Source organism: Sphingopyxis sp. 2PD (genome assembly GCF_005503695.1).
Taxonomy (GTDB): domain Bacteria; phylum Pseudomonadota; class Alphaproteobacteria; order Sphingomonadales; family Sphingomonadaceae; genus Sphingopyxis.
On record NZ_SCMU01000003.1, the window covers coordinates 156,807 to 173,218 of the forward strand.

Annotated in this window: 13 protein-coding genes; 7 read left to right on the forward strand and 6 right to left on the reverse strand. The window is 64.4% G+C overall.

Features of this window, described 5'->3' with window-relative positions:
• Positions 1–104: 104 nt before the first annotated feature.
• The 3 genes from FFS18_RS04375 to FFS18_RS04385 all read left to right on the forward strand — a co-directional run bounded on the left by FFS18_RS04375 (position 105) and on the right by FFS18_RS04385 (position 4,789).
• Positions 105–2,786, forward strand: a complete 2,682-nt coding sequence (locus FFS18_RS04375) for a valine--tRNA ligase (RefSeq protein WP_137869912.1) — start codon at positions 105–107, stop codon at positions 2,784–2,786.
• Positions 2,787–2,891: 105 nt separating this feature from the next.
• On the forward strand, positions 2,892–4,058 hold the full coding sequence (locus FFS18_RS04380) for a sensor histidine kinase (RefSeq protein WP_232014847.1): 1,167 nt from the start codon (positions 2,892–2,894) through the stop codon (positions 4,056–4,058).
• Entirely contained in the window at positions 4,058–4,789 is a 732-nt protein-coding gene (locus FFS18_RS04385) for a LytR/AlgR family response regulator transcription factor (protein ID WP_120216023.1), read from the forward strand. The genes FFS18_RS04380 and FFS18_RS04385 overlap by 1 nt, the downstream gene beginning before the upstream one ends.
• Positions 4,790–4,851: 62 nt before the next feature.
• On the opposite strand, the gene FFS18_RS04390 is transcribed toward FFS18_RS04385, so the two are convergent.
• Complete coding sequence (locus FFS18_RS04390; RefSeq protein ID WP_120216022.1) at positions 4,852–5,208, reverse strand: UrcA family protein; 357 nt, start codon at positions 5,206–5,208, stop codon at positions 4,852–4,854.
• A gap of 246 nt (positions 5,209–5,454) precedes the next feature.
• On the opposite strand from FFS18_RS04390, the gene FFS18_RS04395 reads away from it, so the two are divergent.
• Positions 5,455–5,946 carry a hypothetical protein gene (locus FFS18_RS04395; protein WP_137869913.1) on the forward strand — a complete coding sequence of 164 codons (492 nt, stop codon included), beginning with the start codon at positions 5,455–5,457 and terminating at the stop codon, positions 5,944–5,946.
• Between the two features lie 4 nt (positions 5,947–5,950).
• Here FFS18_RS04395 and FFS18_RS04400 read toward each other — a convergent pair whose 3' ends face one another.
• On the reverse strand, positions 5,951–6,364 hold the full coding sequence (locus FFS18_RS04400) for a hypothetical protein (protein ID WP_137869914.1): 414 nt from the start codon (positions 6,362–6,364) through the stop codon (positions 5,951–5,953).
• Between the two features lie 154 nt (positions 6,365–6,518).
• Here FFS18_RS04400 and FFS18_RS04405 point away from each other — a divergent pair, with 154 nt between their 5' ends.
• A complete protein-coding gene (locus FFS18_RS04405; RefSeq protein ID WP_249340292.1) occupies positions 6,519–8,042 on the forward strand; it encodes a BCCT family transporter in 1,524 nt (507 codons plus the stop codon).
• Positions 8,043–8,058: 16 nt separating this feature from the next.
• Here FFS18_RS04405 and FFS18_RS04410 read toward each other — a convergent pair whose 3' ends face one another.
• Complete coding sequence (locus tag FFS18_RS04410) at positions 8,059–10,134, reverse strand: M13 family metallopeptidase (RefSeq protein WP_137869916.1); 2,076 nt, start codon at positions 10,132–10,134, stop codon at positions 8,059–8,061.
• Positions 10,135–10,368: 234 nt separating this feature from the next.
• On the opposite strand from FFS18_RS04410, the gene uvrA reads away from it, so the two are divergent.
• Positions 10,369–13,260 (forward strand): excinuclease ABC subunit UvrA, encoded by a 2,892-nt coding sequence (gene uvrA / locus FFS18_RS04415; RefSeq protein ID WP_137869917.1) that lies wholly within the window; start codon positions 10,369–10,371, stop codon positions 13,258–13,260.
• 175 nt (positions 13,261–13,435) lie between these two features.
• Positions 13,436–14,128 (forward strand): hypothetical protein, encoded by a 693-nt coding sequence (locus FFS18_RS04420; RefSeq protein ID WP_137869918.1) that lies wholly within the window; start codon positions 13,436–13,438, stop codon positions 14,126–14,128.
• 211 nt (positions 14,129–14,339) lie between these two features.
• Here FFS18_RS04420 and FFS18_RS04425 read toward each other — a convergent pair whose 3' ends face one another.
• The 3 genes from FFS18_RS04425 to FFS18_RS04435 form a co-directional block, all read right to left on the reverse strand.
• The gene (locus tag FFS18_RS04425; protein ID WP_137869919.1) at positions 14,340–14,888 is read right to left on the reverse strand and encodes a hypothetical protein; all 549 of its coding nucleotides are present in this window, start codon (positions 14,886–14,888) and stop codon (positions 14,340–14,342) included.
• A 329-nt stretch (positions 14,889–15,217) separates the two neighbouring features.
• Complete coding sequence (locus FFS18_RS04430) at positions 15,218–15,526, reverse strand: putative quinol monooxygenase (RefSeq protein ID WP_137869920.1); 309 nt, start codon at positions 15,524–15,526, stop codon at positions 15,218–15,220.
• Between the two features lie 18 nt (positions 15,527–15,544).
• Positions 15,545–16,162: a hypothetical protein gene (locus FFS18_RS04435; protein WP_137869921.1), complete on the reverse strand. Its 618-nt coding sequence runs from the start codon at positions 16,160–16,162 to the stop codon at positions 15,545–15,547.
• Positions 16,163–16,412 lie beyond the last annotated feature (250 nt).

Genomic DNA, 16,412 nt, shown 5'->3' on the forward strand with positions numbered 1-16,412 from the left:
GCGGGCGGTTATGGACCGCGAATCAAGCCCGGGGTGACGATGTAGGAAAACGGGGCATTGACCCCTTGCCGCGCCGCACCATGGCTGGCAAAGCGCGGCGCATTATGCCGATGGACAAAACATTCGATCCCGCCGCAATCGAGGCGAAATGGGCCACTGAGTGGGAAAGCCGCGGGCTGTTTCGCCCACACCGCCCGGATGCCACCCCCTTCACGATCGTCAACCCGCCGCCGAACGTCACCGGGGCACTGCACATCGGCCATGCGCTCGACAACACGCTGCAGGACGTGCTCGTCCGCTACGAGCGGCTGCGCGGCAAGGATGCCTTGTGGGTCGTCGGGATGGACCATGCGGGCATCGCGACGCAGATGGTCGTCGAACGCCAGCTCGAGGCGAGTCAGGACAAGCGCACCAACTACAGCCGCGAAGATTTCATCGACAAGGTGTGGCAATGGAAGGCGGAAAGCGGCGGGCAGATCACCGGCCAGCTCCGCCGCCTCGGCTGCTCGATGGACTGGTCGCGCGAGCAGTTCACGATGGACCCGCATTTCACGCGAGCCGTGGTCAAGGTGTTCGTCGACCTCCACAAAAAAGGGCTGATCTACCGCGACAAAAGGCTGGTGAACTGGGACCCGAAGCTCAAGACCGCGATTTCGGACCTTGAGGTCGAGACGCATGAGATTCAGGGCGGCTTCTGGCACTTCAAATATTCGCTCGCCGACGGCGTGACGCTTGACGATGGCCGCGATTATATCGAAGTGGCGACGACGCGCCCGGAAACGATGCTCGCCGACATGGCGGTCGCGGTGCACCCCGACGATCCGCGCTACAAGAGCGTGATCGGCAAGGACATCCTCCAGCCGATCACCGGGCGCCGTTTCAAGATCATCGCCGACGAACATGCGGATCCCGAGCTGGGCAGCGGCGCGGTGAAGATTACGCCGGGGCATGATTTCAACGACTTCGACGTCGGCAAGCGCGCGGGCTTCAAGCCCGGCGAAATGCTCAACATGCTCGACGGCGATGCGAACGTCATCCAGACTGCCGACGAGCTGATCCCCGCCGAATATCTGGGCCTCCACCGTTTCAAACGCGACGATGTCGATGGCGCACGCGAACTGGTCGTGACGCGGATGAAGGAAGGCGGCTTCCTGATCCCGCATATCGACAAGGACGGCAAAGAACACGACGCTGAACCGCGCACCATCCAGACCCCCTTCGGCGACCGCGGCGGCGTGGTGATCGAGCCGTGGTTGACCGACCAATGGTATGTCGACGCCGAAACGCTCGCGCAGCCGCCGATGGCGGCGGTGCGCGACGGGCACATCAATATCGTGCCCAAGACATGGGAAAAGACCTTCTTCAACTGGATGGAGAATATCCAGCCCTGGTGTGTGTCGCGCCAGCTTTGGTGGGGGCACCGGATTCCGGCGTGGTACGCTGAAGACGGCCGCATCTTCGTCGCCGAAACCGAAGAAGAGGCACAGGCTGAAGCGGGCACAGGCGTTACCCTGACACGCGACGAGGATGTTCTCGACACCTGGTTCTCCTCCGCCCTCTGGCCCTTCGCCACCCTCGGCTGGCCCGAAGACACCGACCTCGTCAAACGCCACTACCCCAATGACGTCCTCATCTCGGGCTTCGACATCCTGTTCTTCTGGGATGCGCGCATGGCGATGCAGGGGATGGAGTTCATGGGCGATGTCCCGTGGAAGACGCTCTATCTCCACGGTCTCGTCCGCGCGCCCGACGGCGCGAAGATGTCGAAGTCGAAGGGCAATGTCGTCGACCCGCTCGGGCTGATCGACCAATATGGCGCCGATGCGCTGCGCTTCTTCATGGCGGCGATGGAAAGCCAGGGCCGCGACATCAAGATGGATGACGCGCGCCTTGCGGGCTATCGCAACTTTGCGACTAAGCTCTGGAACGCCGCGCGCTTCTGCGAAGCCAATGGCATTTCGGCCTCGACCAGCTTCGAGGCGCCGGCCGCGACGCTGCCGGTCAACCGCTGGATCATCGGCGAAGTCGCCGCGAACGTCACCGCGATGGAAACCGCCTTCGCCGCCTACCGCTTCGACGAGGCCGCGAATGCCATCTACAGCTTCGCTTGGGACCGGTTCTGCGACTGGTATCTCGAGCTGATCAAGGGCGCGATCGACGACGAGACCAAGGCGGTGGCGGGCTGGGTGCTCGACCAGATCCTCGTCATGCTCCACCCCTTCATGCCCTTCATCACCGAAGAGTTGTGGACCGGGCTGGGCGACCGTGCCGACTATCCGCTGATCACCGCCAAATGGCCCGCGCCGAACGCCGCGCGCGATGCCGAGGCCAGCGCCGATATCGACTGGCTGATCAAGCTGGTCAGCGAATTGCGCGGTGCGAAGGCCGAACTCGGCCTGCCGCCGGGTGCGCGCCTGACCGCGCATTTCCCGGCGTCGCTGAAAGGCCGCACCGAAAAGCTCGCCGCGCAACTCGACCGTCTCGCGCGGCTCGAAACGATCAGCTTCGATCCCGCCCCTGCGGGCGCGTCGGCACAGCTCGTCGTCGAGGGTGAGACGATCACCGTCCCGCTCGAAGGCGTGATCGACATCGCCGCCGAACGCGACCGCCTCACCAAGGCGCTCGCCGCCGCGGTCAAGGAACGCGACGGCCTTGCGGGCCGCCTTAATAACCCGTCGTTCGTCGAACGCGCCAAGCCCGAAGCGGTCGAAAAGGCGCGCGCCGACCATGCCGCGAAGGAAGCAGAAGCGGACCGGCTGACCGCCGCGCTGGCCCGGCTGGGGTGACGACCGACGCACCGGCTTTCGACCAAAGCGCCCGGGGGTTCGACTGGCGGCCCTCCGTCTGCTAGCGTCAGGGTCGGTTTTGGCGCTAAAGCAGGCGCAATGAACATGGCTCTACGCAAGGACGCGCTGCGTGATCAGCGCGCAAAAATGTTGGCGGCGGCGCCCGACTGGCGCGCCTCCGACGCACGCGTCAACCCGCGGGTCGCGATCGGTTCGATCGTCGCGATGTGGGTGATTTATTTCCTGATCACCACGGGCCTCGCGATGCTGACCGGCGTGGCGGAACCGCTGTCGTCGATCTGGCGCCGCGCGATCGTGGTCGTGGCGGGCATTTTATGCACCTTTGTCCTCTACCAGTTACTGCAACGCGCGCAGCCACAGAGTTTCGGCGCGCGCCTGGCCGCCGCGCTCGGCGCCGCGGTGCCGCTGGTGATCGTCTATGCCTCGGTCAACCTGCTCGTCTTTTATTACTGGTTCCCGGTTCCCGAAGCGACGCGGATCATCGAGGAAATGCAGGCGAAGTTCCCCGGCGCGTGGGAAACGATCCTGATTCTCGACAGCTCGATCCGCTGGTATTTCTTCTTTGCCGTCTGGGCGGCGCTCTATGTCGCCTTCGGCTATGCGAACGAAATGCGCGCGGTCGAACGGCGCGCCAATCATTTCCGGCTGGAGGCCAAAAATGCCCAGCTGCGCGCGCTGCATTATCAGGTGAACCCGCATTTCCTGTTCAACACGCTCAACTCACTGTCGACGCTCGTCCTGAAAGGATCGAAGAGCGAGGCAGAGACGATGATCATGAACCTGTCGTCCTTCCTGCGTTCCAGCCTTGCGATCGACCCCGAACAGCTTGTCAGCCTTGACGAAGAAATCGCGCTGCAACGCCTGTATCTCGAAATCGAGCAAACGCGTTTTCCCGATCGTTTACAGGTCGAGGTGACGATGCCCGACGAACTAAAAAACGCCTGCGTCCCGGTGTTGATCCTGCAACCGATCATCGAAAATGCGATTAAATATGGCGTCGCGCCGACCAAGGGCAAAATCGCGATCCGGTTGCACGCCAGCGCCGAATATGGGCTGCTGGTGCTGCGCATCGACAACGACATCGATCCCAAGGCGCCGACCCCGGCGTCGGGAACCGGGCTCGGCCTCGGCAATGTTCGCGAACGACTGCTCACGCGTTACGGTCCGACCGCAGGGTGCGAGTGGGGACCGTCGGACGATGGCGGCTTCGTCGTGTCGCTCTGGCTGCCATTATCACGAGAGGCTCGCTGATGATCCAGACGCTGCGTACCCTGATCGTCGATGACGAACCGCTGGCGATCGAACGCCTGCAGATCCTGACCGGCCAGCAGGACGGCGTATCGCTGGTCGGCACCGCCAGCGACGGCGCCTCGGCACTCCGCATGGTCGACGCCCTCGCCCCCGATCTCGTCCTGTGCGACATCGCGATGCCCGATCTCAACGGGCTGGAGGTTGCCGCCGCGATCGACCGGCTCGACAATCCGCCGGCGGTGATTTTTGTCACCGCATTCGACCAATATGCGGTCGCCGCCTTCGACGTCGCGGCGGTCGACTATCTGCTCAAACCGGTGTCGCCCGACCGCCTCGCCCGTGCGCTCGCGCGGGTGCGCGAATGGCGCGCGGCGGAACGCGCGCCGACGCAAAAGAGCAAATGGATCAACGAATTCTGGGTCCAGAACCGCGGCGAAATGCTGCGCATCGACGCGGGCCAGGTCGATCTGATCGAAGCCGAGCGCGATTATATGCGGCTTCACGTCGGCGCGCGCAGCTGGCTCATTCACCAGACCATCAAATCACTGGAAGCGCGGATGAACCCCGATCAGTTCATGCGCATTCACCGCTCGAAAATGGTTCGTCGCGACGGGATTGTCGGGCTGAAACATCATGGCGACGGGGCGTGGAGCGTGGATCTGGGCGATGGCGGCATCCACCGCGTCGGCCGCACCTATCTCCACGACGTCAAGTCCATCATGCACGCCTGAACCAAAAAGGCGGCCATGCTGTTCCAGCATGACAGCCTTTTTGGTTGGCGCATTCCGCACCGTCAGGGCGCGGCGACCGTGATCGTCTTGCCGCGATCGGCCAACCGGGTGCCGTCGCCGTTCAGCAGGCTGGCGAGCTTCACATCCGCGTCGGCCAGCGTGGCGGTTTCGCATTCCAGCGACAATGCCCGCTCGTGCAAGGTCTGGCGGTAGTTCGGGCGGCTGTCGCAAACCTTGCGAACGGCGGACTTGACCCGCGCGTTCAGTCGGTCGCGCCCTTCCACGCTCGTCAGGTTCAGGTCGTCATAGCGCACGACGACGCTACGCTGTGTGTCTTCGTCGTCGGCCGCGAAAGCCGGGACGCTCAGGCCAACGCACGCGATCGGCGCGGTCAGCAGGATCAGGGAAAGTTTCGCCATGGGGGAGTCCTCTCTTGGGGGATGATGCGGGACACGGAGTTTCTGGACCGGGGAGACCAGCACCTCCGCATCCCGCACAACCGTGATACTCCCTAGACGTCATCAGAATCGCGTTTGGATCGATCGGAGCGAAAGGCCGGTCGATTACCGGACGAAAGCCGTTCATCCGTCGACGAACGGACGAGAGGCGGGCAATTTGATGGCGTCACACTTGCATCTGGCGCCCGCCCATGGCCAAATCGCGCCGTGCCAAGGAAATTATCTTTCGTCGCGAGTCGTCATCGTGGTGTCCGGCTGTTCCGCTGGTCGTCGGCGGCGCTGGCCGGGGTCATTGCCGGGATGCTGCTCGGCGAGATGGCGGTTGGAACGCGATCGATCGGCGGAATGGGCGAGCCTGCGACCTATTCGCACCTCAGCGCGAACCCCGACGCCGCGGCGGCGCCCGTCGGCGGAGCGGCGCCCTGTCCCGATTGCCGCGACAGCTACGGCGTCGCCGCGCGCCTCCGCGCCGATCGCGAAGACCGGATGAGCCATGAGTTTCGCGAGCTGGGCGCGGTCGACCTCGATCCGCCGCCACCGGACGAACCCGATGACGGCTATCGCTATGGCGGCCGCTTTCCGGACCCGCCGCAGCGCGAGATACGTCGCGTCGCGACGGCCCCCGCGATTGCGCCCGCCAGCGTGGCGGACGACGAACCGGTCGCCGCGGAAACGTCGGCGCTACCGCCGCAATACTGATTGATCAGCGCGGCTGCGGCGCGACCGGCTGGGCGCAGCGCGTCGTGTCGCCCGCTTTACACGCGGCAACATCGGCCTCCCACTTCATCCGTTCTTCGGCCGACATCGCCGCGACACGCGCCTTTTCGGCTTCGTAAGCAGCAGTTTCTTCGGCGAACTCGGCCTGGTCATGCGCGACCTGCTGCGCCACTGCCGAAACTTCCTGCTCATAAGTAGTGATTTCGGCCTTGGCGCGCGCCGCCTGTTCGGCATTGAGCCGTGCGGTGTTCGACCGTTCCTCGGCCGTCGTGCCGTCGGGCAGCTTGGTTTGCGCTGCGGGCGCTTCGGTGGGCGTCGCGACCGGCGCCTGAAACGCTGCAACCTGTCCGGTGCCGACCAGTGCCATCGCGGTAGCTGCCGCCAGAATGATCTTTTTCATCGAAGTCTCTCCTTCAATCCATCGCTTTGGCGGTCCAACGCATGGCTGCATCGGGCGTTCCAGCCCGGATCACTGCCCGTTGATTGACCTTCGCAAGGCCAGGGGTCATGCTGCCCCGCCGCACCTTGTCCGATCGGACGCCGATTTGCCAGCATTGCCAAAGCACCCGCTCAACCGCGCCGTCTTTTTCGCCCCGCTCGCGGTGCTGCTGGCGGCGGTCGGCCTCAGCCTGTGGCAGGGCGCCGCCGTGCTCGCCACCGAGGTCGCGATCAATGACTGGATCTTGCTCCATTTTTCGCCGCTGTTCGCCTGGTCCGGCCTCGCCTTTCTGGCGCTTCTCGCCAGTGTCGCACTTTCTCCGCTCGGCGGGCGCACCATCGGCGGACCGCATGCGAAGCCGATCCTGAACCGTTGGCGCTGGTTCGCGGTGACGCTCTGTACCACGATCGCGACCGGCATCCTGTTCTGGGGTGCCGCCGAACCGCTGTTCCACCTCAACGATCCGCCCGCGATGCTCGGTCTGACCCCCGGCAGCGACGCCGCCGCGACCTTTGCGATGTCGACGATGTTCCTGCACTGGACGCTGACGCCTTACGCCATCTACACCGTCGCCGGGCTCGCCTTCGCGCTCGTCTATTACAATCACCGCGAACCGTTCAGCCTGTCATCGCTGTTCGTCCCCCTCCTCGGGACGCGCGCGCACGGCCCCGTCGGCACCGGCATCGACATCCTCTGCCTCTATGCGCTGGTCGCAGGCATGGCCGCCTCGCTCGGCGCTGGCCTGCTCGCGCTAGCGGGCGGGATCGAGGGGATCGGCGGGTTTGCGGGCGGCGCCGCACTGCGCTGGGCGATCGCCGCGGCCATCGTCGGCAGCTTCCTCATCTCCGCCGCGACGGGGCTGCAAAAGGGGATAGCCGGGCTCTCGGTACTCAACACGTGGATATTCTTCGCCATCGTCGCCTTCGTGCTGCTCGCCGGCCCGACCGCGCGGATGTTCGACCTCGCGCTGCGCGGTACCTTCGACTATTTCCAGACCTTCATCCCCCGCAACCTTGGCCTCGACGTCGATACGGGCTGGCACCGGCAATGGACGATCTTCAACTGGGCCAACTGGTTCGCCTGGGCGCCGGTGACCGCGCTGTTTCTCGGCCGTCTCGCCGTCGGCTATAGCGTCCGCGCCTTCATCCTCTACAATCTGGTCCTGCCGTCGTTGTTCGGCGCGGTGTGGATGACCGCGATCGCAGGCGCAACGATCGCGCTTGACCAGCAAAGCGGCGCCAGCCTCTACGCGATCCTGACCGCGCAGGGTCCCGACCCGGTGCTGTTCCGCCTGTTCAGCGCGCTCGGCGGCGGCCCCGGCGTCGCGGCGGTCGTGCTGTTCGCGATCTTCCTGTCCTATGTCGCAGGGGCCGACGCCAATGTCTCTGCGATGAGCGCGCTGTCGACGCACGGCATCTCGCCCGAAACGCCGGAAGCGCCGCTGTGGGTGCAAGCCGTCTGGGGCATCACCGTCGGGCTGGTTGCACTGGTGCTCGTCGCGAGCGGCGGCATCGACGGCATCCGCATGATGTCGGTACTGGGCGGCTTTCCTGCGCTGTTCGTGATTATCGGAGCGGCACTGTCGCTGATCGCGATGGCGGTACGGGGACGGCATGACGCCGCCCCCGCCCAATCCTGAGAAAGGGGTCTCAGGACTACCAGATCCGGGTCCGTTCCTCGGGCTTCAGATAATATTTGGCGCCCGCCTGGACGCCGAACGCCTTGTACCAGGCATCGACATTGCGCACCGGCCCGATGATCCGCCAGCGCGCGGGGCTGTGCGGATCGCTCGCCACCTGCTGCTTGATCGCATCCTCGCGCTGCTTGGTGCGCCACGCCTGCGCAAAGGCCAGGAAAAAGCGCTGGTCGCCGGTCAGCCCGTCAATCACCGGCGCGGGTTTGCCGCCGAGCGAGCGCTGGTACGCGTCATACGCGACCTCCAGCCCGGCAAGGTCGGCGATATTCTCGCCCATCGTCAGGTCGGGATTGATGAACGATCCCGGCGCGGCTTCATAGGTCGCATATTGCGCCCCGAACGCCTTGGCCGCGGCGTCGAACTTCGCCGCGTCCTCGGCGGTCCACCAGTCGCGCACCGCGCCGTCGGCGTCGATCTTGCGGCCCTGATCATCGAAGCCATGGATGATTTCGTGCCCGATCACCGCGCCGATCGCGCCATAATTGACCGCATCATCGACACTCTCGCTGAAATAGGGCGCCTGCAAGATGCCCGCCGGGAACACGATCTTGTTCTCCAGTCCGCCATTATAGGCGTTCACTTCCTGCGGGTTCATCGCCCATTTCTTGCGGTCGACCGGCTTGTTGAGGTCGCCCAGCGCATAGGCATATTCGAATGCCGAACTGCGCTTCACATTGCCATACAGGTCGGTGGGATCGATCCGGAGCGCCGCATAGTCGCGCCATTTGTCGGGATAGCCGACCATGACGTCCATCTTGGCAAGCTTGGCCAGCGCCGCGTCCTTCGTCGCGGGTGCCATCCAGCTGTTGGCGCGGATGCGGTCGCCCATCGCCAGCTTCAGATTGGCGACCAGCACCTCCATCTTCGCCTTCGCGCTCGCGGGGAAATATTGCGTCGAATAGGTTTCGCCGACCAGCTCACCCAGGCTGCCATCGACCAGCGTCAGCCCACGTTTCCAGCGCGGGCGCAGCTCGCCAACCCCGCTCAGCGCCTTGGTATATTCGAACCGGCTGTCGACGAACGCCTTCGACAGATAGGGCGCGGCGCTGTTCGCGACGTGGAACTGCTGCCACAGCTTGATCGTGTCGAGCGGCGTGCGGGCATAGAGCGCCGCAATATCGCGCACCGCGGTCTTTTCATTGACGATGATGCGCTTTTGCGGTGCGATACCCGCCCCCGCAAACCACGCAGTCCAGTCGAGCCCCGGCGCATAGGCGGCGAGTTCGTCGGACGACATCGGATTGTTGATCTTGCCGATGTCGCGGCGATCGGCGATCGCCCAGCTGACCTTTGCGATCTCGGTCTCGAACGCCATCACCGCATCGGCGGCCTTTTCGGGATCGGCGTTCCCCACCATCTTCATCGTCCGCGCGATATAGGCGCGATAGGCGTCGCGCTGCGGCTTGAAACCGTCGCTCAGATAATAGTCGCGCTCGGGCAGACCAAGCCCCGCCTGCCCGAGCCATAGCACATTGACCGTCGGATCGGCGGTGTCGGCATAGGGGCCGCCGCTGACGATCGTCGCACCGAAGCCGCCCTGCGTGCCGCCCATGAAGCGCGCCATGGCCGATTTATCGTTGACCGCGCTGACCGCGCCGATGTCAGCGAGCAAGGGCTTGGCGCCCAGCGCCTCGACCCGCGTTTCGTCCATGAAGCTCTGATAAAGCCCGCCGACCTGGCTCGTTGCCGGCGCCCCGGCGACCACCGCGCGCAGCTGGCGCTGGGTCAGGTTGTAAACGTCGTAATCGACCCCCGCCGACGCCTGATCCGACGGAATTTCGGTCCGCGCGAACCAGCCGCCGTTGGCATATTTGTCGAAATCGTCGCCGGGCTTCACATTCGGGTCGCGCGCGCCGAGATCGACCCCCCAGGTGCCAAAGGTCAGTGCCTTCAGCGATTCCGCGTCACCCGCACCTTCGTCCGCGCCACCCGCATGCAATGATGCGCCCGGCCCCGCTTCCCTCGCGGTTGCCGGTGCCGTCGATAGCGCGATTGCGATCGCAAGGCCCGCTGCCCCGCCCAAAAATTTGATCATTCCCCAGTCTCCCTGTGTCCCCGCGCCGCCCGAAACCGGACGACGGCCATGGTCCGACTGTCCGCCTGCGCCGCCACAGGGTCAAGCGAGCGGCATGACGCTGGTCGAAGCCTTTGTGATGTTGGTGGAAATTCCCCGCATTGCGGGCGGTGTCCACGCATCCTATCTACCGGGGAGAGCCGGGTCGAAACGCGCCCTTGCGCCATAAGAACAAATCTGGAACATACCCCTCCCATGAGTCTCACCCACATCAAAGTGCGCGGTGCGCGCGAGCATAATCTGAAGGGCGTCGACGTCGACCTGCCGCGTGATGCGTTGATCGTCATCACCGGCCTGTCGGGCAGCGGCAAATCGTCGCTGGCGTTCGACACCATCTATGCCGAGGGGCAGCGGCGCTATGTCGAGAGCCTGTCGGCCTATGCGCGCCAGTTTCTGGAGATGATGCAGAAGCCCGATGTCGAGCATATCGACGGCTTGTCGCCCGCGATCAGCATCGAACAGAAGACGACGAGCCGCAACCCGCGCTCGACCGTCGCAACGGTCACCGAAATCTACGACTATATGCGCCTGCTCTGGGCGCGCGTCGGCATCCCCTATTCGCCCGAAACCGGCGAGCCGATCAGCGCGCAGACGGTCAGCCAGATGGTCGACCGCGTGATGGAATTGCCCGAGGGCACGCGCGCCTATCTGCTCGCCCCCGTCGTCCGCGGCCGCAAGGGCGAGTATAAGAAGGAGCTCGCGCAGTGGCAGAAGGACGGCTTCACGCGCGTCCGCATCAACGGCGAATTTTACGAGATCGGCGACGCCCCCGCGCTCGACAAGAAGTACAAGCATGACATCGAGGTCGTCGTCGATCGCATCGCGGTGCGCGAAGGGCTCGGCACAAGGCTCGCCGACAGTTTCGAGACCGCGCTGAAGCTCGCCGAGGGGCTCGCCTATGTCGACCTCGCCGACGGGCCGGTGCCGGGGCGCGAGGAGGAAGACACCGGCGGCGCGATGAAGGGCGCGGGCATTCCGGCGAACCGGCTGATCTTCAGTGAGAAATTCGCCTGCCCGGTCAGCGGCTTCACGATCGCCGAGATCGAACCGCGGCTGTTCAGCTTCAACGCGCCGCAAGGCGCCTGCCCCGCGTGCGATGGCCTCGGCGAGCGGCAGGAGTTCGATCCCGATCTCGTCGTCCCCAACCATGCGCTTAGCCTGAAAAAGGGCGCGGTCGTGCCATGGGCGAAATCGAACCCGCCCTCGCCTTATTATATGCAGGTGCTCGAAAGCCTGGGCAAAGCCTATGGCTTCGACCTCACCACGCCCTGGCAGGACCTGCCCGGCGAGGTGCAGCTGATCATCCTCTATGGCAGCGGCGGCAAACCCGTCGAATTGACCTTCAAGGACGGCAAGCGCAGCTACACGACGCACAAGGCGTTCGAAGGGGTGATCGGGAACCTTAATCGCCGGATGCTCCAGACCGAAAGCGCGTGGATGCGCGAGGAGCTGAGCAAATATCAGACGCCGCAACCGTGTGAGACTTGCCACGGCGCGCGGCTGCGCCCCGAACCGCTGGCGGTGAAGATTGCGGGCGAGGATATCAGCATGTCGGCGCAGCGCAGCGTCGCCGACGCGCTCGAATGGTTCAGCACGCTCGACGAGAAACTGAACGACACGCAGCGCCAGATTGCCAAGGCGATCCTGAAAGAGATCAATGAACGGCTCGGCTTCCTCAACAATGTCGGGCTCGACTATCTCAACCTCAATCGCACCAGCGGCACGCTCAGCGGCGGCGAGAGCCAGCGCATCCGGCTGGCCTCGCAGATCGGTTCGGGCCTGTCGGGCGTGCTCTACGTCCTCGACGAACCGAGCATCGGCCTCCATCAGCGCGACAATGACCGCCTGCTCGCGACGCTCAAACGCCTGCGCGACCTCGGCAACACGGTGATCGTCGTCGAGCATGACGAGGATGCGATCCGCCACGCCGATTATGTCGTCGACATGGGCCCCGGCGCGGGCGTCCATGGCGGCGAGATCGTCGCCGAGGGGACGCTGAAGCAGGTGCTGGCGAACAAGAAGAGCCTGACCGCGGCGTATCTGACGGGCGCGAAGAAGATCGAGGTGCCGAAGCACCGCCGCCCCGGCAACGGCTTCGACCTGGTGCTGAAGGGCGCGCGCGCCAACAACCTCAACAATGTGACCGCGAAAATCCCGCTCGGCACTTTCACCTGCGTCACCGGGCTGTCGGGCAGCGGCAAGTCGAGCCTGATCATCGACACGCTCTATGCCAGCGCGGCGCGCGTGCTCAACGGCGCGCGCATGGTCGCGGGGCCACACGACAGCTTGAAGGGGCTGGAGCATTGCGACAAGGTGATCGACATCGACCAGTCGCCGATCGGCCGCACCCCGCGCTCGAACCCCGCGACTTATACGGGCGCTTTCACGGTGATCCGCGACTGGTTCGCCGGGCTGCCCGAAAGCCAGGCGCGCGGGTACAAGCCCGGACGCTTCAGCTTCAACGTCAAGGGCGGGCGGTGCGAGACGTGCACCGGCGACGGGCTGATCAAGATCGAGATGCACTTCCTGCCCGACGTCTATGTGACGTGCGAGACGTGCCACGGCAAACGCTACAACCGCGAAACGCTGGAGGTGAAGTTCAAGGGCATGAGCATCGCCGACGTGCTCGACATGACGGTCGAGGATGCGGCGGAGTTTTTCAAGGCGGTGCCCGCGATCCGCGACAAGATGGCGATGCTGGTGCGCGTCGGGCTGGGCTATATCAAGGTCGGGCAGCAGGCGACGACGCTGTCGGGCGGTGAGGCGCAGCGGGTGAAGCTGGCCAAGGAATTGTCGCGGCGATCGACCGGGCAGACGCTCTACATCCTCGACGAACCGACCACCGGGCTGCATTTCGAGGATGTCCGCAAGCTGCTCGAAGTGCTCCAGCAGCTGGTCGAACAGGGCAACAGCGTAATCGTGATCGAGCATAATCTGGACGTCATCAAGACCGCCGACTACATCCTCGATCTTGGTCCGGAAGGCGGGGTGAAGGGCGGCGAGATCGTCGCCGCGGGGACGCCGGAGCAGGTCGCGAAGAACCCGCGGAGCTTTACCGGGCAGTATCTGAAGCCGTTGCTGAAATAGGTCTCACCGCTCTTTCCGCCATCATCGCCCCCTCGCCTGTATCGTCACCCCGGGCTTGACCCAGGGTGACGATTGTGGAGCAGCACGACCGATCATGACCCGGTGCGCCGCCCGCCGTTCCGGCCCGCATCACGCGGCGTTACCTTGCTCGTCTTTGCGCAAGGGAGCGGAGGCGATGGCGGCTGGCAAATCGATATTCGGCAAGGCGGTCGGCTTTGCCGCAGGGTTGCTGGGCGCGGGCAGCGCGCAGGCGGCCGTAACACCGGCCAAAGCCCCGGATGTGGCGACGCCGACGACGCCCACCGACGCCGAGGTCGAGGCCGAGCTGAGCAGCCTGCGGCTGGTCGTCCGCGACGCCGGTTATGCGGCACGCCGCAACCGGATCCTCGCCGAACGCGGCGCCCAGCCCGACGATGCCATTTTTGCCACCCCCTATGCCACGGGGCTGGAGCTGATCGTGGTCGCCGACAGCGCGCAATCGGGGCGGCCGTGGATGCTCCGCGACTTCGCCCGCGTGCAACTGACGCCCGACGAGGTGATGACGCGCGCGCGCCGACAGGTTCTGGCGCTGCTGCCGCCGCTGCCCACCGCGGAAAAGCTGGTCGGTAACGTCGTGGCGTTGCCGAAGGCCGATTATCTCGCCAGCCTGATGCTGGCCGACGGCTGGGACGATCTCGACGAGGCGCTGGATGGCCATATGCGCGTCGTCGTGCCGGCGGACGACTTGTTGATGGCCATCGACGCGCGCGAGGCCGACCTGCGCACGCAACTACCCGCATTTGTACGGGCCAAGTTCGACGACGCGAACCGCGCAATTTCGCCGCTGATTTACCGGCGGCAGAACGGCGCGTGGGTGGCGGTCGAATGACCCCCTCCTGAGCGCCGCTGTTCCCGGCGGTATCGAGCCCTCCGACTATACTGGCGGACGCTTGCCCCCCCTTTTGACCGAAGTCGAGACACCCCGCGTTCGCGCCCGACGTCACGTGTCTCGACTTCCGGCATAGCCGGAAGTTTATCCTGAGCGCCTGCCAAGGCTGTCGAAGGGCTCGCCACGAACGGGTTTGGGGTGGCCCGTCGGTTCAACGCCACACCGCTGACAGCGGGTAGAGTGCGATCAGCCAGATCAGGCAGCCGAGCACGATGCGGCGGTCCTTGGTCGCGATCGCCAGCAGCGCGGCGGGGAAGAAAGACCAGGTGAGGATGATCCGACGCAGGTCGAAGGGCGGTGCCCCATCGAGCCAGGCGACGGTGCCCAGCAGCGCGACATTGCACAGGAACACCCCGCCGATCACCTGGCGCCGGTGTTTGTCGAAATGGGCGTTGAGGTCGTCCCAGCCTTCGGGATCGTCGGGGAACACCAGCGAGGCGGCGACGAAATAGAGCGCGGTGACGACAAAGCCGCCGAACAGCACCGGCCAGCTGAGGGGCAGCAGGTCGCGCACCGCCCAGCCGTACATCCAGAAGGTGACGACGTCGCACGACACGAACAGCCCGAGCAGCGCGGTCGGCCAGCCGATGCGGACGCGGTGGCTGGCTTTCAGCGCGCGCGCGAGCCCGCCCAGCCCCTCGGCGAGCGCGAGGCCGAGGATCAGCCCGAACAGCGAAAAGATGAATTCAAACCCGCTCATATGCCCCCCGGCCATTCCTCGAAACGACGCCCTGCCCCGCTTAAAGCCACAAAAGCCCCGCATGCGCGGCGCCGGAATGTGTCCTTTGTGGCTTTAGGGTCCTGACCCTAAGCCGCTTCGCCGGCGCCGCCCGCCAACACGGATCGCGGTGGCGCGCGGATCGCCCAAAGGAAAGGCCAAAGCGATGGTGCCACGGCAAAATATCGTAGGACAGCGGTTTTTCGCCCCGCCGCTTGCGGAAGTGATTTTGGGAGGGCCGGTAAACCAACCCATAGCCCCTGGGCCCATGCCCTCCCCCAACCCAACCCCGAAGGGAGGGGCGGATCAGGTCACCCCATCAGCTTCGCGGTGACATCCTCGGCGGCATAGATGCGCATCACCGGCGGCTGCGGCGAGAGCGCGCGCATTTCGGCGACGAAGGCGCCCGATGCGGGGACCGCGAAGTGGGCGCGCACCGCGGCCATATCCGCCCACTCCTCGACAAAGACGAGGCGGTCGGGATGTTCGACATCGACATGGCAGTTGTGCGCCAGACACCCCGCCTCGCCGCGCGACCGCGCGCTATGCTCGGCGCCGAGCGCGATCATGCGCTCGCGATGCTCGGGGGTGAGAATGACGTGGCCGGTGATGAGGATCATTTATTGGTCAATTTGCGGTCAAGGAAACGACAACGCAATTTCTTTTCCGCCTTGCTCGAAAGCATCCTTTATCAGCAATTTCGTGGTTGCAAGGCATATCGCACAATAGCGGGTCCGTACCGGAGTAGATCCTGTCATCGGCTGCGAGTTCATCTTCATAACCGCAGCTTCGACGCTAGGGTGCGTGAAGTCTATCGGGGTAGACCGATGGGCGAAGACATTCCGGACATCCTTTATCCGGCAAAGCGTTTTATCCATCTTCGGACCATATATCCCGAGCGCGCGCCCGAGTTTGATTTTGGCGGCAAAGGTAGCGAACGGAGCGTTCGCATCTTCGAACCAAGTATTGCGGATCGCTGGTCCGGGGTCTGCCATACGGGACGTTGCGGCAACATAGAGAGCTTGTTCGACCAATCCCGCGGCCATTATTGCGGCCGAGCGATCGGATGGCTCGGCGGATAAAATATCACCAAAGTTAAAAAGTTCGTCTTCTGTTGGAAGTTCACGAGAAAGGCTGGATAGCGTAGCCATCTTTTTCCCGCGCAAAGCTTCATGAGCCGATCGATCCTTTTCCGACTGACGACGGACCTCCTTTTGACGTCGAAAGTCAGCTTTTTGGCGGTCTGATTTCGGCACTCTCGACTTCCCCATGGACAACCTAACAACAAAACCACCGAACCTCAGCGTACTGCGCTTCCTTCGCTCTTGTAGCTTAACGGGTCCAAAGGAACAATAAGAGAACGTTGACTTGGAAATCATTCGGCGTCGGCGAGCTTCTATGACATGTATGTGACACTCGCTGTCACAAACACGTCACACAAAACCCCCAAATGGCGCTCAGCGAGTCGCCGCGGGGGTGGTGGCTTGGTTCGGTAACGACCCCCAT

Bases quoted from the DNA above. Each gene is read 5' to 3' on its own strand.
- FFS18_RS04375 (WP_137869912.1), top strand. From the start codon at position 105: ATGCCGATGGACAAAACATTCGATCCCGCCGCAATCGAGGCGAAATGG.
- FFS18_RS04380 (WP_232014847.1), top strand. From the start codon at position 2,892: ATGGCTCTACGCAAGGACGCGCTGCGTGATCAGCGCGCAAAAATGTTG.
- FFS18_RS04385 (WP_120216023.1), top strand. From the start codon at position 4,058: ATGATCCAGACGCTGCGTACCCTGATCGTCGATGACGAACCGCTGGCG.
- FFS18_RS04390 (WP_120216022.1), bottom strand. From the start codon at position 5,208: ATGGCGAAACTTTCCCTGATCCTGCTGACCGCGCCGATCGCGTGCGTT.
- FFS18_RS04400 (WP_137869914.1), bottom strand. From the start codon at position 6,364: ATGAAAAAGATCATTCTGGCGGCAGCTACCGCGATGGCACTGGTCGGC.
- FFS18_RS04410 (WP_137869916.1), bottom strand. From the start codon at position 10,134: ATGATCAAATTTTTGGGCGGGGCAGCGGGCCTTGCGATCGCAATCGCG.
- uvrA (WP_137869917.1), top strand. From the start codon at position 10,369: ATGAGTCTCACCCACATCAAAGTGCGCGGTGCGCGCGAGCATAATCTG.
- FFS18_RS04420 (WP_137869918.1), top strand. From the start codon at position 13,436: ATGGCGGCTGGCAAATCGATATTCGGCAAGGCGGTCGGCTTTGCCGCA.
- FFS18_RS04425 (WP_137869919.1), bottom strand. From the start codon at position 14,888: ATGAGCGGGTTTGAATTCATCTTTTCGCTGTTCGGGCTGATCCTCGGC.
- FFS18_RS04430 (WP_137869920.1), bottom strand. From the start codon at position 15,526: ATGATCCTCATCACCGGCCACGTCATTCTCACCCCCGAGCATCGCGAG.